The sequence below is a fragment of the Nocardioides luteus genome (assembly GCF_000960475.2).
GTDB lineage: Bacteria > Actinomycetota > Actinomycetes > Propionibacteriales > Nocardioidaceae > Nocardioides > Nocardioides luteus_A.
Genome location: NZ_JZDQ02000003.1, coordinates 1 through 25,230, shown reverse-complemented (window position 1 = coordinate 25,230; position 25,230 = coordinate 1). Strand labels below are relative to the sequence as shown.

At 69.7% G+C, this 25,230-nt stretch carries 22 protein-coding genes; 17 read left to right on the top strand and 5 right to left on the bottom strand.

What is annotated here, in order from left to right; all coding sequences use genetic code 11:
• Nucleotides 1-45 precede the first annotated feature (45 nt).
• The 5 genes from UG56_RS02430 (at nt 46) to ispG (ending at nt 7,513) form a co-directional block, all read left to right on the top strand.
• Nucleotides 46-1,488, top strand: a complete 1,443-nt coding sequence (locus UG56_RS02430) for a gamma-aminobutyraldehyde dehydrogenase (protein WP_045549389.1) — start codon at nt 46-48, stop codon at nt 1,486-1,488.
• A 141-nt stretch (nt 1,489-1,629) separates the two neighbouring features.
• On the top strand, nt 1,630-3,666 hold the full coding sequence (locus tag UG56_RS02425; RefSeq protein ID WP_071326834.1) for an acyltransferase family protein: 2,037 nt from the start codon (nt 1,630-1,632) through the stop codon (nt 3,664-3,666).
• Between the two features lie 205 nt (nt 3,667-3,871).
• Nucleotides 3,872-4,981, top strand: coding sequence for a 1-deoxy-D-xylulose-5-phosphate reductoisomerase (dxr, locus tag UG56_RS02420; protein WP_256206395.1), 1,110 nt, complete (start codon nt 3,872-3,874; stop codon nt 4,979-4,981).
• Nucleotides 4,978-6,336, top strand: coding sequence for a M50 family metallopeptidase (locus tag UG56_RS02415; protein ID WP_045549392.1), 1,359 nt, complete (start codon nt 4,978-4,980; stop codon nt 6,334-6,336). The genes dxr and UG56_RS02415 overlap by 4 nt, the downstream gene beginning before the upstream one ends.
• A gap of 22 nt (nt 6,337-6,358) precedes the next feature.
• A complete protein-coding gene (gene ispG, locus UG56_RS02410) occupies nt 6,359-7,513 on the top strand; it encodes a flavodoxin-dependent (E)-4-hydroxy-3-methylbut-2-enyl-diphosphate synthase (RefSeq protein WP_045549393.1) in 1,155 nt (384 codons plus the stop codon).
• A 206-nt stretch (nt 7,514-7,719) separates the two neighbouring features.
• Here ispG and UG56_RS02405 read toward each other — a convergent pair whose 3' ends face one another.
• On the bottom strand, nt 7,720-8,133 hold the full coding sequence (locus tag UG56_RS02405; protein WP_045549394.1) for a hypothetical protein: 414 nt from the start codon (nt 8,131-8,133) through the stop codon (nt 7,720-7,722).
• Nucleotides 8,130-8,285 carry a hypothetical protein gene (locus UG56_RS28175; protein ID WP_177191407.1) on the bottom strand — a complete coding sequence of 52 codons (156 nt, stop codon included), beginning with the start codon at nt 8,283-8,285 and terminating at the stop codon, nt 8,130-8,132. The genes UG56_RS02405 and UG56_RS28175 overlap by 4 nt, the downstream gene beginning before the upstream one ends.
• 221 nt (nt 8,286-8,506) lie before the next feature.
• Between UG56_RS28175 and UG56_RS02400 the strand changes: the two genes are divergently transcribed.
• The 4 genes from UG56_RS02400 (at nt 8,507) to UG56_RS02385 (ending at nt 12,963) form a co-directional block, all read left to right on the top strand.
• Nucleotides 8,507-10,513 carry a hypothetical protein gene (locus tag UG56_RS02400; protein WP_143054879.1) on the top strand — a complete coding sequence of 669 codons (2,007 nt, stop codon included), beginning with the start codon at nt 8,507-8,509 and terminating at the stop codon, nt 10,511-10,513.
• Nucleotides 10,497-11,276, top strand: a complete 780-nt coding sequence (locus UG56_RS02395) for an SDR family NAD(P)-dependent oxidoreductase (RefSeq protein ID WP_084100361.1) — start codon at nt 10,497-10,499, stop codon at nt 11,274-11,276. Before UG56_RS02400 ends, UG56_RS02395 begins: the two co-directional genes overlap by 17 nt.
• Nucleotides 11,277-11,401: 125 nt before the next feature.
• Entirely contained in the window at nt 11,402-12,061 is a 660-nt protein-coding gene (locus tag UG56_RS02390; protein ID WP_045549397.1) for a hypothetical protein, read from the top strand.
• A 56-nt stretch (nt 12,062-12,117) separates the two neighbouring features.
• A complete protein-coding gene (locus UG56_RS02385) occupies nt 12,118-12,963 on the top strand; it encodes a GNAT family N-acetyltransferase (RefSeq protein ID WP_045549398.1) in 846 nt (281 codons plus the stop codon).
• Nucleotides 12,964-12,975: 12 nt separating this feature from the next.
• Here UG56_RS02385 and UG56_RS02380 read toward each other — a convergent pair whose 3' ends face one another.
• Nucleotides 12,976-13,983 (bottom strand): hypothetical protein, encoded by a 1,008-nt coding sequence (locus UG56_RS02380; RefSeq protein WP_143054878.1) that lies wholly within the window; start codon nt 13,981-13,983, stop codon nt 12,976-12,978.
• Nucleotides 13,984-14,074: 91 nt separating this feature from the next.
• On the opposite strand from UG56_RS02380, the gene UG56_RS02375 reads away from it, so the two are divergent.
• From UG56_RS02375 to UG56_RS02365, 3 genes are all read left to right on the top strand, one after another.
• Nucleotides 14,075-15,835 carry a proline--tRNA ligase gene (locus tag UG56_RS02375; protein ID WP_045549400.1) on the top strand — a complete coding sequence of 587 codons (1,761 nt, stop codon included), beginning with the start codon at nt 14,075-14,077 and terminating at the stop codon, nt 15,833-15,835.
• A 117-nt stretch (nt 15,836-15,952) separates the two neighbouring features.
• On the top strand, nt 15,953-17,464 hold the full coding sequence (locus UG56_RS02370) for an acetyl-CoA hydrolase/transferase family protein (protein ID WP_045549406.1): 1,512 nt from the start codon (nt 15,953-15,955) through the stop codon (nt 17,462-17,464).
• Between the two features lie 25 nt (nt 17,465-17,489).
• Nucleotides 17,490-18,194 (top strand): HAD family hydrolase, encoded by a 705-nt coding sequence (locus UG56_RS02365; RefSeq protein WP_045549401.1) that lies wholly within the window; start codon nt 17,490-17,492, stop codon nt 18,192-18,194.
• Between the two features lie 225 nt (nt 18,195-18,419).
• Here UG56_RS02365 and UG56_RS02360 read toward each other — a convergent pair whose 3' ends face one another.
• Both UG56_RS02360 and UG56_RS27760 read right to left on the bottom strand, forming a co-directional pair.
• Complete coding sequence (locus UG56_RS02360) at nt 18,420-18,851, bottom strand: DUF4439 domain-containing protein (protein WP_052693666.1); 432 nt, start codon at nt 18,849-18,851, stop codon at nt 18,420-18,422.
• Nucleotides 18,848-19,285, bottom strand: coding sequence for a hypothetical protein (locus UG56_RS27760; protein WP_143054877.1), 438 nt, complete (start codon nt 19,283-19,285; stop codon nt 18,848-18,850). Before UG56_RS27760 ends, UG56_RS02360 begins: the two co-directional genes overlap by 4 nt.
• 168 nt (nt 19,286-19,453) lie before the next feature.
• On the opposite strand from UG56_RS27760, the gene rimP reads away from it, so the two are divergent.
• The 5 genes from rimP to infB all read left to right on the top strand — a co-directional run bounded on the left by rimP (nt 19,454) and on the right by infB (nt 25,184).
• A complete protein-coding gene (rimP, locus tag UG56_RS02350; RefSeq protein WP_045549408.1) occupies nt 19,454-19,936 on the top strand; it encodes a ribosome maturation factor RimP in 483 nt (160 codons plus the stop codon).
• A gap of 3 nt (nt 19,937-19,939) precedes the next feature.
• Nucleotides 19,940-20,917 (top strand): transcription termination factor NusA, encoded by a 978-nt coding sequence (gene nusA / locus UG56_RS02345; RefSeq protein ID WP_045549403.1) that lies wholly within the window; start codon nt 19,940-19,942, stop codon nt 20,915-20,917.
• 2 nt (nt 20,918-20,919) lie between these two features.
• Nucleotides 20,920-21,744 carry an acyl-CoA thioester hydrolase/BAAT C-terminal domain-containing protein gene (locus tag UG56_RS02340; protein WP_084100358.1) on the top strand — a complete coding sequence of 275 codons (825 nt, stop codon included), beginning with the start codon at nt 20,920-20,922 and terminating at the stop codon, nt 21,742-21,744.
• A 77-nt stretch (nt 21,745-21,821) separates the two neighbouring features.
• A complete protein-coding gene (locus tag UG56_RS27410; RefSeq protein WP_084100356.1) occupies nt 21,822-22,184 on the top strand; it encodes a YlxR family protein in 363 nt (120 codons plus the stop codon).
• A 93-nt stretch (nt 22,185-22,277) separates the two neighbouring features.
• A complete protein-coding gene (gene infB, locus UG56_RS02335; protein WP_071326833.1) occupies nt 22,278-25,184 on the top strand; it encodes a translation initiation factor IF-2 in 2,907 nt (968 codons plus the stop codon).
• Nucleotides 25,185-25,230: the final 46 nt, after the last annotated feature.

The window sequence follows — 25,230 nt, the reverse complement described above, 5'->3', positions numbered from 1 at the left end:
TCAGTTGTGACATCGCTGTTACAGGAAGGAGTTAGTCTCTACCGCATGGCTGATCAGACCTTCAGGAACGTGATCGCCGGCGAGCTGTGCGAGGCAGCCGACGCCGCGACGTACGACGTCGTCGACCCCGCCACCGGCGAGGTCTACGCGCAGGCCCCGATGTCAGGGGAGGCCGACGTCGACAGGGCGTACGCAGCAGCAGCATCCGCCTTCGAGACCTGGGGCGAGACCACGCCCCAGGAGCGCAGCCTGGCGCTGCTCCGGATCGCCGACGCGATGGAGGCCCGGGCCGAGGAGCTGACCGCGGTGGAGGTCAAGGACACCGGCAAGCCGTTCCAGCTGACCCTGGAGGAGGAGCTGCCCCCGACGATCGACCACTTCCGCTTCTTCGCGGGTGCCGCCCGGACCCTGGAGGGCAAGAGCGCAGGCGAGTACCTGGCCGACCACACCTCCTGGATCCGCCGCGAGCCGATCGGCGTGATCGGGCAGGTCACGCCCTGGAACTACCCCCTCGCGATGATGTCGTGGAAGATCGCCCCTGCGCTCGCCGCCGGCAACACGGTCGTGCTCAAACCCTCCGACACCACCCCGGCCAGCTCCTCGCTGCTGGCCGAGCTCGCCCAGGAGTTCCTGCCGCCCGGGGTGCTCAACCTCGTCACCGGGGATCGCGACACCGGCCGTGCCCTGATCCGGCACAGGACGCCGCAGATGGTCGCCATCACCGGCTCGGTGCGCGCCGGCATGGAGGTCGCCGCGAGCGCCGCGGCCGACGTCAAGCGCGTCCACCTCGAGCTCGGCGGCAAGGCGCCGGTGATCGTCTTCGACGACGCCGACATCGACAAAGCCGTCGCGGGCATCGCCGCCGCGGGCTACTTCAACGCCGGCCAGGACTGCACCGCCGCGACCCGGGTGCTGGTGCAGGCCGGCATCCACGACGAGTTCGTCGCCGCCCTCGCCGAGGCTGCCCGCAGCACCACGGTCGGGCTCCCGGAAGACAACCGCGACGTCGGCGCGCTCAACAACCCCGGTCAGCTCGCCCGGGTCGCAGGCATGGTCGAGCGGCTCCCGGACCACGCCACGATCGCGGCCGGGGGAGCGCCGGCACGGGTGGAGGGCGGCGAGAACGGCTACTTCTACCAGCCCACCGTCCTGGCCGGCCTGCGCCAGGACGACGAGCAGATCCAGCAGGAGATCTTCGGCCCGGTGATCACCGTGCAGCGGTTCGCCGACGAGGCCGAGGCGCTCCGGTACGCCAACGACGTCGACTACGGCCTCGGCTCGAGCGTGTGGACCACCGACCACGCCACCGCGCTGCGGGTCAGCAAGCGCCTCGACTTCGGCGTGGTGTGGATCAACACCCACATCCCCTACATCTCCGAGATGCCCCACGGCGGCTTCAAGCACTCCGGCTACGGCAAGGACCTCTCGGTCTACGGGTTCGAGGACTACACCCGGATCAAGCACGTGATGTCCTACATCGGGGGCTGACACCGAACGAACAGGCCGACCGGCGACCCTCGATGTGCGAGCAGACCATGTCCGTGAAAGCATCGAGGGCCCGTTTCGCGCACCTCCGCGACTCGGACCCAGCGATGGAAGCAGCCGACCCCCACACGAGGTGCACCCCACATGTCAGCCAAGCGATGGCGGACAGATGTCCAAGGTCTCCGGGCCGTTGCCGTAGGCCTGGTCGTCGCTGCCCATGCGGGGGTCCCGCACACCGAGGGCGGCTTCGTCGGCGTCGACGTCTTCTTCGTGCTCTCCGGCTTCCTGATCACCACGCTGCTGCTGCGTGAGGCCGGCGAGTCCGGCACGGTCAGCATCCCGCAGTTCTACGCGCGCCGTGCCCGTCGCATCCTGCCGGCGGCCACCCTCGTGATCCTGGTCGTCCTGGCGTACGCCGCCTGGCAGCTGCCCACCACCCGGCTCTCCGACGCGGCCTCCGACGGCACCTGGGCCGCGTTCTTCCTGGCCAACGTGCACTTCGCCGCCGAGGGCGTGCAGTACTTCCAGCCCAGCGAGCCCTCGCCCTTCCAGCACTACTGGTCACTCTCGGTCGAGGAGCAGTTCTACCTGGTCTGGCCGGTGCTGGCGCTCCTGCTCATCCCCAGGCTCGGCCGCAGGGGCTTCACGATCGTCGCCGCGGTGATCGCGGTCGCGAGCCTGGCCTGGTCGGTCCATGCCACCGGCGAGAACCCCACCGCCGCCTACTTCTCCACGCCCGCGCGTGCCTACGAGCTCGCCGCCGGGGCGCTGCTGGCCTGCTGGGGCGGCCGGCTCAAGGGCGCCGCGAGTGCCGCGGCCGGCCTCGGTGGGGCAGCCGCGATCCTCGTCTCGACCGTCGTGTTCAGCGAGGCCACCCCGTTCCCCGGCTGGCAGGCGCTGGTGCCCACCCTCGGCACCGTCGCGCTGCTCGCCTCCGGAGCCGACGCCCCGACCGCGAAGCTGCTCGCGGTCCGCCCGCTGCGCTACGTCGGCGACATCTCCTACTCGCTCTACCTGTGGCACTGGCCGCTGGCCGTGCTCGTCCCGGAGGCTCTCCATCTCGGCAGCGCCGCCCTGGAGATGACGGTCGCGGTCGCCGCCGCGCTGCTGCTCTCCGCGCTGAGCCACCGCTTCGTCGAGCTGCCGTTCCAGCGCAAGCAGGTGCCCGTGCTCTCCCACGGGCTGCGCTCGCTGGGCCTGTGGCCGGTCGCGCTCGTGCTCGCGGTCGGCAGCGGCTGGCTGACGACCGGCTATGCGGCGTACACCGAGAAGGAGCGGGTCGCCGAGGCGCAGGCGTGGTTCGCGGCCAACGAGGTGCCCGACACCGCCGCCGAGACCGGCGGCCCGCCGCAGGTCCAGCGTGAGCTCCGCGCCGCGCTCGAGATCGCCGACCGCGGCGGTCCGATCCCGCCGGCGGTGCTCGGCGAGGACATCACCGAGGACCGGTGGCAGAAGACCTACGGCGACTGCTACGCCAACTACGGCGACACCCGCGCCGCCGACTGCACCCTCGGTGACACGGACGCGAAGAAGACCGTCGCCGTCGTGGGCGACTCCCATGCCGGCATGTGGCTGACCGCCTTCGACGACCTCGGCAAGGAGAACGGCTTCCGGGTCGTGCCGGTCGTGAAGGTCGGCTGTGCGCCCTACCCGGTCCAGCACCGCGGCAAGAAGATGACCCAGGCCGAGTGCGACGACTTCCGCGCCTGGACCGCGGACCGCCTCCGGCGCCTCGACCCCGACGCCATCGTCTCGACGGCCCGCGGTCAGCTCTTCATGCCCAAGACCTACGACGGGATGAGCCGCGACGAGCAGTGGTCGAAGGCGGTGCGCAGCACGGTGACGGCCTACCGGGAGATCTCCGAGCGGGTGGTCGTCCTCGGCGACGTACCCAAGGTCGACCACAACCCCGCCGACTGCCTCAGCGCCCCCGAGGCCGACCAGCGTTCCTGCCTCAGTGACCCGGACTCGCGCGAGACCAGCAGCAACGAGCTCACCGAGGCGGCCCTGAAGGGCACCGAGGCGACGTACGTCGACACCCAGCGTTTCGTGTGCGCCGAGGACCGCTGCCCGCTGGTCGTGGGGGAGAAGGTCACCTACTACGACGACTCGCACCTGACCCGGTCGTGGGTCCGCCACGTCGCGCCGCGGCTCGGTGTCATCCTCGCCCCCTTGATCTGATGCAGATTTAACTGGGACCCGCGTTTCAGGATTTGCTTTCGCGTGCATCTTTGTGGCTTAATTGTGGCCAGACGTTGCAAAACGTTTCATGCACAGCCCTGGACCCGTGGGGGAGTCCGGGGCTGTTGCTATTTCCCCTGAAGTTTTTCGGCGCGCGACGGCGGCCGCTTGGCGCCCTCTCAGCCTCTGCTGGGAGAATGGGCGGGTGAACGATCAGCGACCACGCGACGTGGTGATCCTCGGCTCGACCGGGTCCATCGGCACCCAGGCGCTCGACCTGGTGCGGGCCAACCCGGACCGGTTCCGGGTCGTCGGGCTGACCGCCGGCGGGTCCAACAAGGAGCTGTTCGAAGCCCAGGTGGCCGAGTTCGCCCCGAAATTCTCCGGGCTGGGGGAGGAGGCCTCGGCCGAGGCCGCCGCGCAGCCGGCCGACGTGGTGCTCAACGGCATCACCGGCGCCGTCGGGCTCCGTCCGACGCTGGCCGCGCTGGAGGCCGGCAACACCCTCGGCCTGGCCAACAAGGAGTCGCTGATCATCGGTGGGCCGCTGGTCAAGCGGGTCGCGCGCGAGGGGCAGATCGTCCCGGTCGACTCCGAGCACTCCGCGATCGCGCAGTCGCTGCGCGCGGGCTCCCCGAACGAGGTGCGCAAGCTCGTGCTCACCGCCTCCGGCGGCCCGTTCCGCGGCCGTTCGCGCGACGAGCTCGCCCAGGTCACCCCGGCGCAGGCGCTCCGGCACCCCAACTTCGCGATGGGGCGGGTGATCACCACCAACTCCGCCACCCTGGTCAACAAGGGGCTGGAGGTCATCGAGGCGCATCTGCTCTTCGACGTACCCTTCGACCGGATCGACGTCGTCGTCCACCCGCAGCAGTACATCCACTCGATGGTCGAGTTCACCGACGGCGCCGTCGTCGCCCAGCTCGGGCTGCCGACGATGCTGGTGCCGATCTCGATGGGGATGGCCTGGCCCGAGCGGGTGGCCGACGCCGAGACGCCGATCGACTGGACCAAGGCCGCCGACTGGCGCTTCGAGCCGCTCGACGACGGTGCCTTCCCCGCGGTGCGGCTGGCCCGCGAGGCCGGCACCCGCGGCGGCACCCACCCCGCCGTCTACAACGCCGCCAACGAGGTCTGCGTGGACGCCTTCCACGACGGCCGGATCCCGTTCACCGGCATCGTCGACACGATTGCGGAGGTGATGGCAGCCCACCACGGCGTACGCTCGGAAGGCAGCCTCACCATCGAGGATGTGCTCGCCGCCGACGCCTGGGCGCGCGAGGAAGCCGCTCGGATCCTGGAGACCCAGAAATGAGTGTCGTGCTCTACACGCTGGCCGTGATCGGCTTCATCGTCGCGATCCTCGCCTCGATCGGGCTCCACGAGCTCGGCCACATGATCCCGGCGAAGGCGTTCGGTGGAAAGGTCACCCAGTACTTCATCGGCTTCGGGCCGACGGTGTGGTCCAAGCAGATCGGCGAGACGGAGTACGGCCTCAAGGCGATCCCGCTCGGTGGCTACGTCAAGATCATCGGGATGCTGCCGCCCGGAGCCGACCAGCTGGGTGAGCGCACCGCGGACGGCGCCCTGAAGGTGCGCAAGTCCAACACCGGCATGTTCACCCAGCTGATCAGCGACGCCCGCTCGGCCGAGTGGGAGCTGATCCGTCCCGAGGACGAGCCGCGCCTCTTCTACAAGATGTCGTGGTGGAAGAAGGTCATCGTGATGGCCGGCGGGCCCACGGTGAATATCGCGATCGCGTTCTTCGTGCTCTGGGGCGTCTTCGGCATCTACGGGGTCCAGGAGAAGGTCGTCAACGCGGGACATCCGGTCGTCTCGAGCCTGCAGGAGTGCCTGCTGAGCTGGGAGGACCAGGGCCGAGAGTGCCGCCCCAGCGACAAGCCGACGCCGGCCGCCGACGCCGGCCTGAAGCCCGGCGACGAGCTGATCTCCTTCAACGGCACAGAGCTGACCTCGTGGTCGGTCGCCCAGAAGGTGATCCGCAACAACATGGACGGTGACGCGACCATCGTGATCGAGCGTGACGGTGAGCGGATGACGCTGCACACCCAGACCGTCGTGCAGGAACGGGTCAAGGACGTCAACGACACCAGCGCCGACCCCGAGACCGCGAAGGTCGGCTTCTTCGGCATGACTCCCGAGTCGCACGACGTGACGACCAAGGAAGGTCCGGTCTACGTGCTGAAGGAGATGGGCGCGATGGCCGAGAACGCCGTCCACTCGCTGGTGCGCCTTCCGGTCAAGGTCTGGCACGTCGCGCTCGCGATCGTCGGCGTCGAGGAGCGCTCGGCCGACAGCCCGGTCAGCATCGTCGGCGGCGGCCGCATCGCCGGTGAGATCGCCACCCACGACGACTTCGACGTCAGCGAGAAGATCGCCGGCTTCGCGTTCCTGGTCGGTGGCTTCAACCTCTTCATCGGCATCTTCAACTTCGTCCCGCTGCTGCCCCTCGACGGCGGTCACATCGCGACGGCACTGTGGGAAGGCATCCGCCGCGCCTTCGCCCGGGTCTTCCGACGGCCCGAACCGGGGCATGCCGACCCGGCGAAGCTGCTGCCGGTGGCGTACGTCGTGGCCTCGGCTCTCCTGGTGATGGGTGTTGTCCTGATCGTCGCCGACCTCGCCGTCCCGCTTCATCTCCAGGCCTGACCCGCACGTAAGATTGGTAGACATGACGTCCATCCCCCTCGGTATGCCGGAAGCGCCTGCTCCGGTGCTCGCCCCCCGCCGCAAGACCCGCCAGATCAAGGTCGGTTCGGTCGGTGTCGGCAGCGAGAGCCCCATCTCCGTGCAGTCGATGACGACCACGCTCACCTCCGACGTCAACTCGACCCTGCAGCAGATCGCCGAGCTCACCGCGTCGGGCTGCGACATCGTCCGGGTCGCGTGCCCCAGCCAGGACGACGCCGACGCCCTGCCGGCGATCGCGAAGAAGTCGCAGATCCCGGTGATCGCCGACATCCACTTCCAGCCGAAGTACGTCTTCGCCGCCATCGAGGCCGGCTGCGCGGCGGTCCGGGTCAACCCGGGCAACATCCGCAAGTTCGACGACCAGGTCAAGGAGATCGCCGCCGCGGCCAAGGACCACGGCACCAGCATCCGGATCGGCGTCAACGCCGGCTCGCTCGACAAGCGGCTGCTGGAGAAGTACGGCAAGGCCACCCCCGAGGCGCTCGTCGAGTCGGCGATCTGGGAGGCGAGCCTCTTCGAGGAGCACGGCTTTCACGACTTCAAGATCTCGGTCAAGCACAACGACCCGGTCGTGATGGTCCGCGCCTACGAGCTGCTCGCCGAGGCCGGCGACTGGCCGCTCCACCTCGGTGTCACCGAGGCCGGCCCGGCGTTCCAGGGCACGATCAAGTCCGCGGTCGCCTTCGGCTCGCTGCTGTCCAAGGGCATCGGCGACACCATCCGGGTCTCCCTCTCCGCGCCGCCGGTGGAGGAGGTCAAGGTCGGGCTGCAGATCCTGGAGTCGCTCAACCTCCGCCCGCGCCGCCTCGAGATCGTCTCCTGCCCGAGCTGCGGCCGCGCCCAGGTCGACGTCTACAAGCTCGCCGACGCAGTGACCGCGGGTCTCGACGGCCTCGAGGTCCCGCTGCGGGTCGCCGTCATGGGCTGCGTCGTCAACGGCCCCGGTGAGGCCCGCGAGGCCGACCTCGGTGTCGCCTCCGGCAACGGCAAGGGCCAGATCTTCGTCAAGGGCGAGGTCATCAAGACCGTCCCCGAGGCCGCCATCGTCGAGACCCTGATCGAGGAGGCGATGAAGATCGCCGAGGGCATGGAGCCGGTCGAGGGCGCGGCAGCATCGGTTTCCGTCAGCGGCTGACCGGCTGGATGTTCACCGAGGTAACTCGGTGAACGGTCACTGCCCTCGTGGAACTCCATGAAGGCAGTGCGCACCGACCGAGTTATCTCGGTCAGCATCCGCCCCCGCGCGCACACAAGAAGGCCCGGTCCGAACTCTCGGACCGGGCCTCTTCGTCTGCTTCGCGGCGTCCCCCTCGCGTACGTCGCGAAACGATGTCGGCGGACTCACCAGTGCATCAGCCTGGAGACCACGCCGAGGAACCCGAGGTGGAGCAGGGCTCCGACCGGGTCCGTGGTGACCAGGTGGCCCCAGGCGAGCGCGGCCTGGCCCATCTGGTTCCCGAGGGCCGTGGCGAAGCCGTCGAGTCCGCCGTGGGTCCACAGGTAGACGACGACGAACCGGAGACCCGGCACGACCAGGAACAGGAGGAGCGCGGCCTTGACCGGAAGGATCCAGGACAGCGAGCCGCTGCCGGTGGACCTCAGGTTGCTGCTGCGCACCCAGCGGGTGCCGCTGGTGCCGTTGAAACGGACCTTGGTGCGGCCTGCGGCGGTGGCGACGACGACACCGCGCTTTCCGGAACGGACGCCGCCGTGGGCCTTGACGGTATCGCCGAGGCGCATGAAGTCGCGGGTCATGACAGCGCTCCTTCCGTGAGGACGACGGACACGGACGAGGTGCCGGCGGTTGCCTGGCACGTGGGCGGCTCGGCGCTGAGCAGCTGGTTGAAGCCGAACACGACAAGAAGCGTGACGGCGAAGGTGGCGATGCTGAACTTGTGGTTCCTCATGGTCATCATCTCCTTCAGCGGTGGGGCCCGTAGGTGGGGCCGGCGCTGTCCCTGTGGGGACGATCCCACGGTGGCGGAGGCCACATGTGTCTCGCCAGAGGGCGGGCGGGAGTGGGGACGATGTGAAGACAGTCCCAGCTGAGTTGGGACGTTTCTGGGACAGAATTGGGACACCTGCGGGATACTCTCAACCGCGAACGCGGGCGACTGGGCGAGGGGCGATGACCGACGAATCTCTCTCACCAGAGCAGTTCAACAGTGAATTGCGCGCCTGGGTCCGGCAGGTGACCGGAAAAGCTGATGGTGGCGCCGGCGTCGCGATGGCCAGGAGCACCTTCTATCGGCGTACGTCCGGCTCAAAGCTGATGCCGCTCGACGAGCTCATCCGGGTGGTGGGCGGGTCGGTGCCCCGCACCCTCGACCCGGCCCATCGCGGGGAGTGGATCCGGAAGAACACCGGCATCTGGCAGGCGAAGTGGTGGAAGGCGTACGCCTGGCGCGATGCCGGCGCCGAGCCGCCCGGTCCGGTGCTGGCCCCCACGCTCGCGGCCCCGACGCCGGCGACGACGACCAGCTCCCGGCTGACCTTCCCGCGAGCCCGGGTGGCGGCGCTGAGCGGGCTGACGACCGATCAGGCCACGATCCCGCTCGTCGAGGCGCTGGGCCGGTGGCTCGAGAACACCGAGTCCAACCTCTTCTTCCTCACCGGCCCCTCGGGTTCGGGCAAGACGATCGAGGTCCGGGAGTGGACCGCCTCGAAGGAGCAGGTGCGCTACATCAGCCTGCGCGACGGCGCGGTCGACTACGGCGACCTGGTCGGCGAGGACCGCTCGCCGATCGTCATCGACGACTTCGACCTGATCTCCTCCAGCGCCGAGGAGCACGGTGTCAACCGTCCCGACCTGAGCGAGCTGCGCTCGGCCTTCGGCCGGGGCGGCCGCTTCGTGGTGATCAGCAAGCGCAACCTGCAGACCGAGCGCGACGAGCTCGCCGAGCAGCTGCGCAGCCCGGCCCGGCTGGAGGACCTCGGCGTCGAGGCGGCGATGGTCGTGCGCGTCGAGCCGATCTCACCGGCCGACGTGCGCGCCCTCGGCGAGGAGCGCGGCGGCGACGACAAGCTGCGCAATCTGGCCGCGGAGATGGAGCGTGGCGGCGGGTTCTTCCCGGCGACCCCGATGGTCCTCAAGCAGCTCTACGCCTCCCTCGAGGAGGGCGTGGCGGCCCCCCGCACCCAGTGGGACGGCTACACCGTCCACCTCAAGCACGTCTGCGGTCAGCCGTGGGACCGGAAGAGCTCACGCATCCCCAGCCGGGTGCGGTTCCAGACCTACCGCGACATCGCCTGGGACCTGTTCACCGGGATGGACGAGCCGGACTCGCAGGAGCAGGACCTGATCCCGGTCCCGCGCGTCTCGGAGTGGCTCTTCGCCAACCTGCAGCGCGACCTCGACATCACCCGGCAACGGGACTTCCTGACGTACGAATGGATCGCGGACCTGCTCGACCACTCCGAGGTCTTCGGCGTGACCGGACGGACCAAGGACTCGGTGGAGTCGGCGGAGTTCGCCCACGAGACCTTCTACCAGTACTTCGTCGCCGAGGGCATCCGCGACCGGCTGCGCGACGGGCACGGCATGGCCCTCGACGGCGCCCGGTTCGCCGACATGCACATGGGGCCGTTGGTGATGACGTTCCTCAAGGCCGGGTTCCAGCCCGGCGACCTCGACGCGGTGGCCCGGCTGAGCGTACGCGAGAGCCTGTCCTGGATGGACCGGCTGATCTGCCTCTACCTGACCGAGGAGCGCGAGGACTACGGGGACCTCCTCGACCAGGCACCGGAGCGCTACTGGGACGAGCTGGAGTTCGTGCTCGAGGCGTTCCGGTCGCTGTTCCTGCGCAAGGCGGCGATGTTCCAGCTGATCCTGCGCGGCCGGGTCCCGGTCGACGGCTACCTCGAGATCCTGGACCGTGAGGAGGATCCCGGTGCGGTCGCCCGCGAGCGTGACGTGCTCGGCTGGGGCACCGACATCACCGAGGCACTGGTCCGCCGGCTGCACCATCCGGTCCTGGCTCCGGCGATTCCGATCACCGCGTACCGGCTCGGGCAAATGGGTGATATCACTTGCCTGAGCCATCTCGAAGGTCTCACTGGTCTGCCGCCCGCCCATCAGGACGTGGTGAGGGCGGCGATCCACCGGATCAAGGAGCGCCATGAGCACAGCGTCTGAGTCAGGCACCCCGCCACGGCCTCCCGTGCTCGTCCTCGGCGCGACCGGCGACCTCGGCAGCGCGGTCGCGCGCCGGCTCACCGCGGAGGGCACCCCGGTCATCCTGCACGCCTACAGCCGCACCACCGAGCTGGCCTACCTGGCCGACGAGACCGGTGCCGTCGCCAGGGTCGACGGCGACCTGACCACCGACGCCGGCGTGGACGCCCTGGCCGAGACGCTGGCCGGGTTCGAGACGCTCTCGGGACTCATCAACTGCTCCGGCATCAATCCCAGCCCCGACACGGTCGCCGAGATCGACCGGTCCGAGTGGCAGCTCACCCTCGACCTCAACCTGACCTCGGCCTGGCGCACGGCCTCGCTCGCGCTCCCGAGGCTCCGCGCGGCGCGCTCCGGCGCGGTCGTCCTGGTCAGCTCCGTCTTCGGGATCCGTACGCCGTCGCGACGGGCCGCCTACGGGGTGTCGAAGCACGCCCTGACCGGGCTCGCCCAGGCGATCGCGCAGGAGGAGGAGGGCATCGTCCGGGCCAACGTCGTCGCTCCGGGCCCGATGTGGAGCGAGTCCTCCCGGCAGGTCTTCGTCAAGCACGCCCGCAAGGAGGGGGTGACCGTCGACCAGTACATCGCCTACCGCGCGGCGCGCATCCCCGGCCACCGGTTCGTCACCGCCGACGCCGTCGCCAAGGTCTGCGTCTTCCTCGCCTCCGACGTCTCGGGCGCGATCAACGGCCAGTGCATCGTCGCCGACGGCGGGGAGTACTGACGCCCGGCGGCGCGACCCGAAATCTTCAATTTACCCAAGATGCCGGTGATGCGCGGTCGCTCTGCTTAGGCTTCGCCTAGCGCCTCCACACGCCTTCTTCCTCCCATCTCAGACTGGCGACAACAGTGACCAATTTCTGGCTTGCCATCGATCACGCGGACGACGCGCTGTTCCGCACCCCGGACTCCTCCGACATCAGGTCCGGCATCCTCGATCTGGTGGCCACCACCCCCGGCTGGGGCATCGTCGTGCGTCCCACGCAGGGGCACGGCGACGTACGCCGCGAGCTCGCCTGCGCCGGGCTCCCCGACATCGAGGCCGTCGACGATCTCGTCGTCCCGGAGCGGACGACGGACGCGGTGAAGGTCGGGTTCGACGACCACGAGGCCGCCTGCGCCCCGATGGCGCTGGCCATCCTGGAGCGCCTCCCCGGCTACGACCGGGTCTTCCTCGAGCCCTACTGCACCACGCCTGACTGCCTCGACGATCTGGCCAGGCTGGCCACCCGGTCGCGGTGCGGCGGCATCGTGCTCAAGCTCAAGGTCAACGACGAGGGTCTCGCGGCCATCGGCCGAGCCGACGTCGCGCGAGCCTCGTGGGTCGCGCGCTCCGACGGGATGGGCTGGGACGAGTTCAGCGAGCGCCTGCCGCAGGTCCGGGCGCTCGGGGCGAGCGGTGTGATGGTCGGCCGGGCGGTCTGGGGTGACACCGGCGAGGCCGGTCAGGACGTACGCCTCAAGACCATCCGCGAGCGTATGCACACGATCGAACGCATCTTTGCCTGATCCGGCCAGCGAGCCGCAGGGCGACGTACGACCAGATTGGCCCTAGGCTCGGTGACATGCTCACCACGCGCCAAGGGATCCGCCCGCTGCATGCGGGTGATCTCAGCGCGTTCCTGGAGCTGACCGCCCTCGATCCGGTGGTGAACGTGTTCGCGGAATACCGGGCGCGCACCACTAACCTCGAGCCGCGCTGGCTCGGCGGTGAGATCTGGGGGCGCTGGGACGGTGGCGACCTGGTCGCGGCCTGCCATGTCGGCGCCAACCTGGTCCCGATCCAGGCCACCGAGGACGACGCCTTCGCGTTCGGCGAGCGGGCCCGCAGCCGCGTACGCACCGTCTCCACGATCGTCGGCCGGCAGCCAGCCGTCCGGGCGCTGTGGGGATCGATCGGCGAGTCCTGGGGCGAGCCACGCGACCAGCGCTGGGAGCAGCCCCACCTCGAGCAGCAGCTGCAGAGCCTGGTCGACCCCGACCCGTTCGTACGCCGCACCGTCCGCGCCGACATGGACGTGCTCTATCCGGCGTGCGTGGCGATGTACACCGAGGAGGTCGGGATCTCGCCCGAGACCGGCGGAGGCCGCGACCTCTACCGCGCCCGGGTGCTCCAGCTGATCTCGCGCGGCTGGTCCTTCGCCCGGATCGAGGACGGCGAGGTCGTCTTCAAGGCCGAGGTCGCCTGCGCGACCCCGGAGGCCGCCCAGATCCAGGGCGTCTGGGTGCCCGCGCACCGACGCGGCGAGGGCCTCGCAGCCCGCGGCATGGCCGCGGTCTGCGAGATCGTCCGCAACGAGATCGCTCCACGCGTCTCGCTCTACGTCAACGAGTGGAACGCTCCCGCGCGTCGTGCCTACGAGCGGGCCGGCTTCCTCGAGACGGCCCGCTTCTCCACCATCATGTTCTGATCCGGCGACGTCCTAGGAGTACGCCCGCCAAGCGCGTTCGCAGTCGGTGGTCTCGCAGCGCACCAGCCATGGGCCACCGCCATCGGCCGGGTAGGACCGCAGCAGGATCCGGGTGTTCGTCTCCCAGGCGTGCATCCACACCTTGTTGGGGTTCCGGTAGGTGGTCAGCAGCGTGCCTCGGATGCTGCGGCGCCGGACGACGACCGCGCTCTCGTGGGCGATCGCATCGGTTGCGAAGCGGGCGCCGTCGGGCGAGAAGGACGCCACCGCTTCGAGGCAGCCACGCCACAGGGTGGTGCCCGGTGCGGTGATGGTGGAGACCACCGAGCACGCGTCGGAGGCTGACGGGTTCTTGGTGTAGGTCGCCAGCCGGTTGGTGGCGAAGCTGCCTGCGTACGCCGCCCGGGAGGCGATCGTCTTGACCGTGCCGGCCTTCCAGTCCCAGATCATCGTGCGCGGGGTGCTGTAGCCACCCACGAGCACGCGCGTGCCGCTGACGTCGATCGGGTCGGGCTTGGTGGATGCCTTGAAGGTGCGCCGGGCGACGACCGCGCCGGTGGTGGTGTTGCGGACCTGCACCTGGATCCCGCCGGTGCTCAGGGTCGCCGTGTTGAGCAGGTAGCGGTTGTCGGCCGACAGCCTGGCCAGGTCCGCGTAGTACATGTCCTTGAGGGACTTCTGTGGGACACCGAGCTGGGCCCGGACGATCCGGTCGATGTTGCGGTTGCGGATCCGCAGCACGAACCCGCTCCCGGAGCGGCCCAGGAGCTCGTAGGAGTCGAGATCGTCGCCGACAGGGGTCACCGGCGTCTTCGTGCCGGTCGTCGGGTCGACCACCACGACCGACGTGTCCGAGGGCCGGTCGAGGTAGGGAACGGTCGGGCTCTCGCCGACCGGCAGGGGAAGGGGACGTACGTCGACGGTCGGAGCCGCCGCAGAAGCCGGTGACAGGAACGTCGCCGGGAGCATGAGAGCAGCAAGGATGGCCGTGGCCAGTGCCGGGATTCGGATACCTCTCATGAACGTAAAGATGCGCGGGTCGCCGTCGAGGTTGCAACGCCAATTCCAACCGGTTCGCGGGAGCGGTCCGGTGCGCCGTACGCTTGCCTGCATGATCGCCCGTATGTCGACCCTTTTCGTGCGGACCCTGCGTGAGGACCCCGCCGACGCCGAGGTCGCGAGCCACAAGCTGCTTGTCCGTGCCGGCTACATCCGCCGCGCCGCTCCGGGTATCTACTCCTGGTTGCCGCTGGGCCTGCGGGTGCTCGGCAAGGTCGAGGGGATCATCCGCGAGGAGATGGCCGCGATCGGCGCCCAGGAGGTGCACTTCCCGGCGCTGCTGCCCCGCGAGCCCTACGAGGCGACCGGCCGCTGGACGGAGTACGGCGACGGCATCTTCCGGCTCAAGGACCGCAAGGACGCCGACTACCTGCTCGGGCCGACCCACGAGGAGATGTTCACCCTCCTGGTCAAGGACCTCTACGGCTCCTACAAGGACCTGCCGCTGTCGATCTACCAGATCCAGACGAAGTACCGCGACGAGGCGCGTCCGCGCGCGGGGCTGCTGCGCGGCCGCGAGTTCATCATGAAGGACTCCTACTCCTTCGACGTCTCCGACGAGGGCCTGGCGGCGTCCTACGACGCCCACCGGGCCGCGTACGTCAAGGTCTTCGACCGCCTCGGGTTCGAGTACGTCATCGTCAAGGCCACCTCCGGCGCGATGGGCGGCTCGGCCTCCGAGGAGTTCCTGGCCGTCTCCGAGGCCGGCGAGGACACCTTCGTACGCTCGCCCGGCGGCTACGCCGCGAACGTCGAGGCGGTCACGACGCTGGCCCCCGAGCCGATCTCCTACGAGGGCGTGCCCGCTGCCCACGCCGAGGACACCCCCGACACCCCGACGATCCAGACCCTCGTCGACCACCTCAACGAGGCGTACCCGCGCGAGGACCGCCCCTGGGAGGCCGGCGACACGCTGAAGAACGTGCTCGTGATGCTGCGCCACCCCGACGGCACCTCCGAGCCGCTCGCGATCGGGCTTCCCGGTGACCGCGAGGTCGACATCAAGCGCCTCGAGGGCCAGCTGGAGCCGATCGAGGTCGAGCCCATGGACGACGTCGAGCTCAAGAAGCACCCGGAGCTCGTCAAGGGCTACATCGGGCCCCAGGCGCTGGGGGAGGAGTCGGCCTCCGGCATCCGCTACCTGGTCGACCCGCGCGTGGTCACCGGCACCCGCTGGGTCACCGGCGCCAACGTCGAGGGCAAGCACGTCATCGACCTCGTCGCCGGCCGTGACTTCACCCCCGACGGCACCATCGAGGCCGCCGAGGTGCGCGAGGGCGACCCGGCCCCCGACGGCTCCGGTCCGCTGACGCTGGCGCGCGGCATCGAGATGGGCCACGTGTTCCAGCTCGGCCGCAAGTACGCCGACGCGCTGGGTCTCCAGGTGCTCGACGAGAACGGCAAGCTCGTCACCGTCACCATGGGCTCCTACGGCATCGGCGTCACCCGTGCCGTGGCCGCCATCGCCGAGGGCACCCTCGACGACATCGGTCTCGTCTGGCCCCGCAACGTCGCTCCGTACGACATCCACCTGGTCGCCACCGGCAAGGACGCCGCCGTCTTCGAGGCCGCCGAGAAGCTCGCCGGTGAGCTCGAGGCCGCCGGCATCGACGTGCTCTACGACGACCGTCCCAAGGTCTCCCCGGGTGTGAAGTTCAAGGACGCCGAGCTGATCGGTGTGCCGACCATCGTCACGGTCGGCAAGGGCCTGGTCGAGGGCAAGGTCGAGGTCAAGGACCGCAAGAGCGGGGAGAAGACCGAGGTCGCGCTCGCCGAGGCCGTCGCTCACCTGACCGAGGTCGTCGCCGGCTGATCACCGGAACTTCTCCGGTGTTTCCTGCACTTCTCCGGTGTTGCAACGCCTGAGAAGTGCAGGGATACCCGGTTGACCGGGGATTCCAACGACCCCGAATACGGCAAGATCGACCCCATGACGGGGGACAGGATTCTTGACCGTACGCTCGCCGGACGGATGACGAGCGCCGCGGAGGCGGCCGAGCAGATCGGCCCGGGGGAGACCGTGGGGTTCTCCGGGTTCACCGGGGCCGGCCACCCCAAGGCGGTGCCGGCGGCGCTGGCGGCGCGGATGCGGGCGGCTCACGCCGACGGCGAGGAGTTCCGGGTCCAGGCGTGGACCGGGGCGTCGACGGCCCCCGACCTCGACGGCGTGCTCGCCGAGGCGCACGGGCTCTCCAAGCGGCTGCCCTACAACGGCGACCCGCTGCTGCGCCAGCAGATCAACTCGGGCGAGGTGGAGTACGTCGACGTCCATCTGTCCCACGTCGCCCAGCACAGCTGGTTCGGCTTCTACGGGGACCTCGACGTGGCCGTGGTCGAGGTGGCCGCGATCCTGCCCAACGGGCTGCTCGTCCCCACGAGCAGCGTCGGCAACAACAAGACCTGGTTGGAGAACGCGGACCGGGTGATCCTCGAGGTCAACAGCTGGCAGCCGCGAGGGTTCGAGGGGTTCCACGACATCTACTACGGCACCCGGCTGCCACCGCAACGAGCACCGATCCAGCTGACCACGCCGATGCAGCGGATCGGCGACCCCTACCTCCGGGTCGATCCCGAGAAGGTGGTCGCCGTCGTCGCGACCGACCATCCCGACCGCAACTCGCCCCTGCGCCCCCTCGACGAGGACAGCCGCGCGATGGCGGACCTCCTCGTGGACTTCCTCCGCCACGAGGTACGCAACGACCGGCTGCACCCGAGCCTGCTCCCGCTCCAGGCCGGTGTCGGCAACGTCGCCAATGCGGTCCTGGCCGGCCTCCAGGACGCCGAGTTCGAGCACCTGACGGCCTACACCGAGACGATCCAGGACGGCCTCCTCGACCTGCTGGACTCGGGCAAGCTGATCGGCGTCTCCTCGACGTCGTTCGGGCTCTCCGAGGAGGGTGCCCGGCGGTTCAACGACGACATCCACCACTACAAGGGCCGGATCCTGCTGCGACCGCAGGAGATCTCCAACCACCCCGAGGTCGTCCGACGGCTCGGCCTGATCGCGATCAACGGCATGGTCGAGGCCGACATCTACGGCAACGTGAACTCCACCCACGTGGCCGGCTCCGCGATCGTCAACGGCATCGGCGGCTCGGGCGACTTCGCCCGCAACGCCTACCTCAACTTCTTCGTGTCGCCCTCGACCGCCAAGAACGGCGCGATCTCCTCGATCGTGCCGTTCGTCAGCCACGTCGACCACACCGAGCACGACGTCCAGGTCGTGATCACCGAGCAGGGCCTGGCCGACCTGCGTGGTCTCTCGCCGCGGGCGCGGGCACGCAAGATCATCGACCGCTGCGCCCACCCCGACTACCGCGACCGCCTCGCCGACTACTTCGAACGGGCCCAGCGCGAGCGTCCCGACGCCATGCACACCCCGCACCTGCTCGGCGAGGCGCTCTCGTGGCACCGCTCCTATCTGGAGACCGGACACATGTGAGACCGCCCGTCGATAGGGTCGGGCCATGGCGATCGACGCGGTGATCTTCGACTGGGGCGGCACGCTGACGAAGTGGCACGACATCGACTTCCACGCGGAGTCGCTGGCGCTGGCCCAGGCGGTGAAGGGTGCCTGCGACGACGACCACCCGGTCAACGCGACCAGGCTGCACCGGGCGGGAGACACGATCTGGGCCCGCAGCCGCGACCATCAGCAGAGCTCGACGATCAGCGACCTCTTCGACGAGGCCGGACTCGAGCACGACCCGGAGCTGCTCGACGCCTACTACGAGTTCTGGGAGCCGCACACGCTCACCGACCCCGAGGTCGGGCCGCTCTGGGAGGCGCTCCGCGCCGACGGCGTACGTGTCGGGGTGCTGTCCAACACGATCTGGCCGCGCGCGTGGCACCGCGGCTTCTTCGAGCGCGACGGCGTGCTCGACCTGCTCGACGGTGACGTCTACACCTCGGAGGTCCCGTGGACGAAGCCCGCCGAGGAGGCCTTCCAGGCCGCCATGGAGGCCGTGAAGGTCTCGGATCCGTCTCGATGCGTCTACGTGGGCGACAGGCTCTTCGATGATGTGTACGGTGCTCAGAAGGCTGGTCTGCGGGCGATCCACATCCCGCACAGCAACATCCCGAGCAGCCAGGTCGGCCACAGCGAGGGCTCACCGGACGCCGTCGCACAGCGACTGAGCGACATACACCAGATCGTTCGCACCTGGGAATGACACCGGGAAAAATTGCAAGTTCTTGCAATGCGACTTTGCGGGTCTGTGCCACTCTGAGCGGGGATTGCATACTTCTGCAAGAGAGGTTCCGCCTCAGGCGGCTTCTCAGGCCTCGTGTCCAGGCCTCAACCTGGCCCGCGAGCCGCCCGGTCTCGGGAGACATCTCGGGAGTCTCCCGCGCCGGACGGTTCGCGGGCCAAGTCCATTTTCAGGGCGGGCCAGGCCTCAGGTCCCGGGGAACGCGACCGGCTCGGCGCCCAGGTCGAGCTGCCGTGCAGCCGCCCGGCAGAGCAGCTGGATGAGCAGCGTACGGTCGGAGCCGGTCGCCTTCGGGACCAGCGAGAGATAGGTCGCGGTGGTGTCCTTCTCCAGCCGCAGGGCCGCCGCGCCGATGCCGGCATCGGACCGGATCCGGGCGGGCAGGTCGTAGACGGCGGAGGGTGCGACCGGCTCGATCCCGGCGGCCACCACGTGCGCGGCCAGCGCCTCCCGGGCGTTCACGTGGTCGTCGTACGCATCGGTGAGCGCCCGCGCAAGGGCCGGTGAGGACGTCGCCGACGTGCGCCCGCCCAGCGCGCCCAGGACGTAGATCGAGGCGTGCTCGACCGCGAGCGCCGCCTGGACCGCCTCGGTGGAGGCCGAGTTCGCCGTCGTCATGCCAGACCCCTGCCGTGCAGGAGCTGCTGCTGGCCGGCGGCGGCCGAGGCGAGCAGCGTGATCAGCTGCGGGTCGGCCGCCCGGCCGGCGGCGGTGGTGAGCGTGGTGACCAGGGCGACCTGGCGGTCCTGCCAGCGTCCCTTCGCCGGGACCGCCGCCACCCCCTTGGTCGGAGCGAGCGCCTCGATGTGCGCCCGATGGAGCTGCGCGAACGCCGAGGGGGCACCCTTGTCGGCGCCGAGGATCTCCGCGACCGTGGCGTCGATCACACTCTGGTCGGGGTTCGTGGGGGCCGGGGGAGTGCTCGGCGGGGGTGCTTTGACAGGATCCAGCACCTCCGAGGCCGAACACGCCGAGGCGGCCAGCGGGGCAACCACGGCGACACCTACGGCGGTGCGTCGCGAGAGCATCCGAAGGGCACGTGCGCTGGTCACGTGAGGAACCCTAACGACACCCGGCGGGAGTCGCGTCGGCGGCTTTCCAACACAGCCGCGCGGCGTTCGAGACACCCGAGGCGTACAGGTATGGTGTCACCAGAGGCGCCGCGTGCTCGGAGGCGCACCACAACAGGACCGGACAACAGGATGCAGGGGGAGATCGCGTTGAGTGCTGAGCGGAAGGACGCGATCGCGAGTGCCATCGAGAAGGCGCTCGGGGACCCGCTTCTGGCCCTGGGTCTCGACATCGAGGCCGTGGAGATCACGCCGGCCGGCAAGCGCCGGATCCTGCGGATCGCCGTCGACAAGGACGGCGGGATCACCCATGAGGAGGTCGCCGAGGCAACCCGTGAGGTCAACCGGATCCTCGACGAGTCCGACGTCATGGGGGAGCAGCCCTACACCCTCGAGGTGACCTCGCCCGGTGTCGACCGGCCGCTGACCCTGCCGCGCCACTGGCGCCGCAACAAGGGTCGCCTGGTCAAGGTCACCGCCACCGACGGTTCCACGTTCACCGGACGCGTCAAGGAGTCCGACGAGGAGCGGGTGAGCCTCGAGGTGAGCGGCAAGCGCCGAGAGGTGGCGTACGCGGACGTGAAGAAGGCGCTTGTGCAGATCGAGTTCAAGCGGATCGACGAGGGGGAGTAGGCCATGGACATCGATATGAGCATCCTGCGGATGCTGGAGCGGGAGCGGGAGATCTCGCTCGATGTGCTCGTCGAGGCGATCGAGCAGGGGCTGCTGACCGCCTACCACAAGACCGAGGGCGCCCAGACGAAGGCGCGGGTCGACCTGGACCGCAAGACCGGTCACGTGCGCGTGCTGGCCTCCGAGGTCGACGACGAGGGCAACGTGGTCGGGGAGTACGACGACACGCCCGAGGGCTTCGGCCGGATTGCCGCCACCACGGCCAAGCAGATCGTGCTGCAGCGTCTGCGCGACGCCGAGGACGACGTGAAGTTCGGCGAGTTCTCCGGCAAGGAGGGCGACATCCTCTCCGGCGTCATCCAGCAGGGCCGCAACCCCGACGACGTGCTCGTCGACCTGGGCCGGCTCGAGGGCGTCATCCCGCTCTCCGAGCGCGTGCCGGGCGAGGACTACGGCCACGGCACCCGGATCAAGGCCCTCGTGGTGTCGGTGCGGAAGGGCATGCGCGGCCCGCAGATCACCCTGTCGCGCTCCCACCCCAACCTGGTCAAGAAGCTCTTCTCCTTCGAGGTGCCCGAGATCGCCGACGGCACCGTCGAGATCGCCGCGATCGCTCGCGAGGCCGGTCACCGCACCAAGATCGCGGTCAAGTCGACCGTCCCCGGCGTCAACGCCAAGGGCGCGTGCATCGGCCCGATGGGTCAGCGGGTCCGCCAGGTCATGTCGGAGCTGCAGGGCGAGAAGATCGACATCGTCGACTGGTCCGAGGACCCGAAGGTGCTCGTCGCCTCCGCGCTCTCCCCGGCCCGGGTCTCCTCCGTCGAGATCATCGACGCGGCGACCAAGTCGGCCCGCGTCGTCGTTCCCGACTACCAGCTCTCGCTGGCCATCGGCAAGGAGGGCCAGAACGCCCGCCTCGCCGCCCGCCTGACCGGCTGGCGCATCGACATCCGTTCCGACGAGGAGACCCCGGTCGCCTGATCGTGCGTGAGACCACACTTACCGACCCCGAGGGCGTCCTGCTCGAGCCGGAGGGCGCCACCACCGGCGTACTCGTGCTCTCGGGGTCCTCGGGACGGATCGAGACCGACCGGTGCCGGATGCTCGCCTCGCACGGGGTCGCCGCGGCCTCGATCCGCTACTTCGGCGGTCCCGGCCAGCCGGCCGAGGCGCGGCTGATGCCGCTGGAGACCTTCGACGACGTCCTCACCGAGCTCCACTCCCGCTACGAGCGGCTGGTGGTGCTCGGGACCTCGTGGGGTGCCCAGGCGGCGCTGCTGCTCGGCTCCCTGCACCCCGAGATCGACGCGGTGGTCGGGATCTCCCCGACGTACGTCTCCTGGGCCGGGCTCAGCGAGGAGCGGCCGCAGCGGTCCTCGTGGACGCTGCGGGGCGAGCCGGTGCCGTTCGTGCCGTTCGACGACGAGGCGATCGAGGACGCGGTGAAGGGGGCCGACGGCGAGCTCCCGTCGTTCTGCGAGGCCTACCTCTCGGCCCTGGAGAAGTACGCCGACCGCGTCCCCGCCGCGACGATCCCGGTCGAGCGCATCGCCGGTGAGGTCGTCCTCGTCGCCGGGGGAGCCGACGCGTTGTGGCCCTCGGTCCTCTTCGCGGAGGCGGTGCGCCGGCGACGTACCGCCCATGACCTGGAGACGATCGTGGTCTCCCATTCCGACGCCGGTCACCGGGTCGTGCTGCCCGGCGAGCCGGTGCTCCCGCTCAGCAGCAGGATCGCGTGGGGCGGATCCGAGGAGGCCGACCGCGAGCTCGGCCTGCGGGCGTGGCCGGAGATCGCCGCCATCCTGTGAGGGAGGGTCACGGAATAAGAACGACCTGTGCCCCGGTTTCGTCTACCGAACCCCGGAAGCGGTAGTGTTAAGGATCGGTGGCACGCCTCGAAGAAACTACGCAGAACGGACCCGTCCGTACGTGCGTGGGTTGCCGGAAGCGAGCCGCCAAGCGCGAGTTGTTGCGGGTGACCGCCGGCTCGGACCGCAACGGCCAGCCGGCCGTGGTGCCCGATCCGACAGCCACCGCACCCGGGCGAGGGGCGCATCTGCACCCCACGCGTGAGTGTTACGAACTCGCGGTGCGCCGGAAGGCGTTCACCCGGGCCCTGTTCCCGAAAGGTAAGGGGGCCGAGGGCGGGCTTTCCAGCGCACCGGTGGAGGACTACCTCGACACGCGCCAAACACCCACGACCGTCGTCGACGGTCAACTGACCAGGAATTGGAGCAAAAGCTCATGAGCACTCGATGAGTACTTCGCGATGAGCGTGTTCTACACCCACTAGTGGTCACAGTTTTCACCCGGATTTGGGTCTGTGGCCAGAAGGAGAAGCGTGGCTAAGACCCGAGTCCACGAACTCGCCAAAGAGTTCGGAGTCGAGAGCAAGTTCGTTCTCGAGAAGTTCAAGGAGATGGGCGAGTTCGTCAAGTCGGCGAGCTCGACCGTCGAGCTGCCTGCGGAGATGCGTTTCCGCAAGGAGATCGGCCCCGGCCTGAAGGCCGGCGGCAAGGGTGGTTCCGCGTCTACCGACGAGAAGCCTGCCCCCAAGCCCGGCCCCAAGCCGGCAGCTCCCAAGCCTGCGGCCCCCAAGAAGGCTGCGGACACGGCGCCCGAGAAGCCTGCCGAGGCTCCCGCGGCGACCAAGCCGGCCGCGCCCAAGCCCGGCCCGAAGCCCCCGGCCAAGAAGGCCGAGGCCGCACCGGTCGCGCCTGCGGCGTCGGCATCGGCCCCCGCCGCACCCAAGCCCAGCCCGAAGCCGGCGGCTGCCAAGCCGGGTGCGCCCAAGCCTGGCGCCCCGAAGCCCGGCGCCCGTCCGCAGGCCCCCGCGGCCCGCGGTGGCGCGGGTGGCACCGGCGGTGCCGGTGCCGGTCGTCCCGGTCCGCGTCCGGTCGGCAAGCCCGGCGCTCCCCGCCCGGGCAACAACCCGTTCTCCTCCAACCAGGGCATGGGGCGTCCGCGTCCCGCCGGCCAGGGTGGAGGCCAGGGTGGCCAGGGTGGTGCCCCGGCCGGTGGTGACCAGCGTCCGCCGCGTCCTGCCGCTGCCCGTGAGGGTGGCCAGGCTGGTGGCCGTCCCGGCATGCCGCGTCCCAACCCGGCGATGATGCCGAAGTCCCCGGCCGCGTTCGGTGCCCGTCCCGGTGGCGGTCCCGGCGGTCGTGCCGGTGCCCCGGGTCGTCCCGGTGGCGGCGGTCGTCCGGGCGCCGGTGGGCGTCCCGGTGGCGGCGGCGGTGCCGGTCGTCCCGGTGGCGGCGGCTTCGGCGGCGGTCCCGGTGGCGGTCGTCCCGGTGCCGGTCGTCCCGGCGGTCGCGGAACGACCCAGGGTGCCTTCGGTCGCCCGGGTGGTCCCTCGCGTCGTGGCCGGAAGTCGAAGCGGGCGCGTCGCCAGGAGTTCGAGGCCATGGAGGCCCCGACGATCGGTGGCATCCGCGTACGCAAGGGCAACGGCGAGACCGTTCGCCTGGCTCGCGGCGCGAGCCTGACCGACTTCGCCGAGAAGATCAACGTCGACCCGGCTCAGCTGGTGCAGATGCTGTTCGGCCTCGGTGAGATGGTCACCGCGACCGAGTCCGTCAACGACGAGACCCTCGAGCTGCTCGGTGAGGAGCTCAACTACGTCGTCCAGGTCGTCTCCCCCGAGGACGAGGACCGCGAGCTGCTGGAGTCCTTCGACATCGAGCTCGGCGACGAGGGCGACGAGTCCGACTGGACGGTCCGTCCGCCGGTCGTGACCGTCATGGGTCACGTCGACCACGGTAAGACCAAGCTGCTCGACGCCATCCGTGACGCCAACGTCATCGAGGGCGAGGCCGGTGGCATCACCCAGCACATCGGTGCCTACCAGGTCTCGACCGAGGTCGACGGCACCGAGCGCAAGATCACCTTCATCGACACCCCGGGTCACGAGGCGTTCACCGCCATGCGTGCTCGTGGTTCGCAGTCCTCGGACCTCGCGATCCTCGTGGTCGCCGCCGATGACGGTGTGATGCCGCAGACCATCGAGGCGCTCAACCACGCCAAGGCGGCCGGTGTCCCGATCGTGGTCGCGATCAACAAGATCGACAAGCCGGAGGCGGACCCGACCAAGGTCCGTGGCCAGCTGACCGAGTACGGCCTCATCCCCGAGGAGTACGGCGGCGACACCATGTTCGTCGAGATCTCGGCGAAGTCGCGGATCAACATCGATGGCCTTCTCGAGGCCGTCGTGCTGACCGCCGACGCCTCGCTCGACCTGCAGGCCAACGCCAGCCAGGACGCGCAGGGCATCGTGATCGAGGCTCACCTCGACCGTGGCCGCGGCCCGGTCGCGACCATCCTGGTCCAGCGCGGCACGCTGCGCGTGGGTGAGTCCATCGTCGCCGGTCCGGCCCACGGTCGTGTCCGCGCGATGATCGACGAGTACGGCCACGAGATCACCGAGGCGACCCCGTCGCGTCCGGCGATGGTCCTGGGTCTCTCGGCGGTGCCGGGTGCGGGTCAGAGCTTCCTGGTCGTCGAGGACGACCGGATGGCTCGCCAGATCGCCGAGAAGCGCGAGGCACGCGAGCGTGCCGCGCAGCAGGCCAAGCGCCGCGTACGCCGCACGCTGGAGGACTTCATGGCCTCCATGGAGAAGGGCGAGAGCCAGGAGCTCAACCTCATCCTCAAGGGCGACGTGTCCGGTTCGGTCGAGGCGCTCGAGGACGCACTGGCCAAGATCGACGTGGGTGGCGACGAGGTCTCCATCCGGGTCATCGACCGCGGTGTCGGTGCGATCACCGAGACCAACGTCGACCTGGCTGCTGCCTCCGACGCGATCATCATCGGCTTCAACGTCCGCCCGCAGGGCAAGGCGACCGAGATGGCCGACCGCGAGGGTGTCGAGATCCGCTACTACTCGGTCATCTACCAGGCGATCGAGGAGATCGAGGCGGCCCTCAAGGGCATGCTCAAGCCGGAGTACGAGGAGAAGGTCCTCGGCAAGGCGGAGATCCGTGCGATCTTCCGCTCGTCGAAGGCCGGAAACATCGCCGGTTGTATGGTCACCGAGGGCCTCATCCGCCGCAACGCCAAGGTTCGCGTCCTGCGCGACGGCGCCGTGGCGGCCGACAACCTCGACCTGGCCTCGCTGCGCCGCGAGAAGGACGACGCCTCCGAGGTCCGTGAGGGCTTCGAGTGCGGTCTGGTCCTGAAGAACTTCCAGGACATCAAGGAAGGCGACATCATCGAAGCCTTCGAGATGGTGGAGATTCCCCGGGGCTGACCCCCCACCGTGCCGAGTCGGCGCATCTGTCCCGCACAGATGCGCC

Bases quoted from the DNA above. Each gene is read 5' to 3' on its own strand.
- UG56_RS02430 (WP_045549389.1), top strand. From the start codon at position 46: ATGGCTGATCAGACCTTCAGGAACGTGATCGCCGGCGAGCTGTGCGAG.
- UG56_RS02425 (WP_071326834.1), top strand. From the start codon at position 1,630: ATGTCAGCCAAGCGATGGCGGACAGATGTCCAAGGTCTCCGGGCCGTT.
- UG56_RS02415 (WP_045549392.1), top strand. From the start codon at position 4,978: ATGAGTGTCGTGCTCTACACGCTGGCCGTGATCGGCTTCATCGTCGCG.
- ispG (WP_045549393.1), top strand. From the start codon at position 6,359: ATGACGTCCATCCCCCTCGGTATGCCGGAAGCGCCTGCTCCGGTGCTC.
- UG56_RS02405 (WP_045549394.1), bottom strand. From the start codon at position 8,133: ATGACCCGCGACTTCATGCGCCTCGGCGATACCGTCAAGGCCCACGGC.
- UG56_RS28175 (WP_177191407.1), bottom strand. From the start codon at position 8,285: ATGAGGAACCACAAGTTCAGCATCGCCACCTTCGCCGTCACGCTTCTT.
- UG56_RS02400 (WP_143054879.1), top strand. From the start codon at position 8,507: ATGACCGACGAATCTCTCTCACCAGAGCAGTTCAACAGTGAATTGCGC.
- UG56_RS02395 (WP_084100361.1), top strand. From the start codon at position 10,497: ATGAGCACAGCGTCTGAGTCAGGCACCCCGCCACGGCCTCCCGTGCTC.
- UG56_RS02385 (WP_045549398.1), top strand. From the start codon at position 12,118: ATGCTCACCACGCGCCAAGGGATCCGCCCGCTGCATGCGGGTGATCTC.
- UG56_RS02380 (WP_143054878.1), bottom strand. From the start codon at position 13,983: ATGAGAGGTATCCGAATCCCGGCACTGGCCACGGCCATCCTTGCTGCT.
- UG56_RS02375 (WP_045549400.1), top strand. From the start codon at position 14,075: ATGATCGCCCGTATGTCGACCCTTTTCGTGCGGACCCTGCGTGAGGAC.
- UG56_RS02370 (WP_045549406.1), top strand. From the start codon at position 15,953: ATGACGGGGGACAGGATTCTTGACCGTACGCTCGCCGGACGGATGACG.
- UG56_RS02365 (WP_045549401.1), top strand. From the start codon at position 17,490: ATGGCGATCGACGCGGTGATCTTCGACTGGGGCGGCACGCTGACGAAG.
- UG56_RS02360 (WP_052693666.1), bottom strand. From the start codon at position 18,851: ATGACGACGGCGAACTCGGCCTCCACCGAGGCGGTCCAGGCGGCGCTC.
- nusA (WP_045549403.1), top strand. From the start codon at position 19,940: ATGGACATCGATATGAGCATCCTGCGGATGCTGGAGCGGGAGCGGGAG.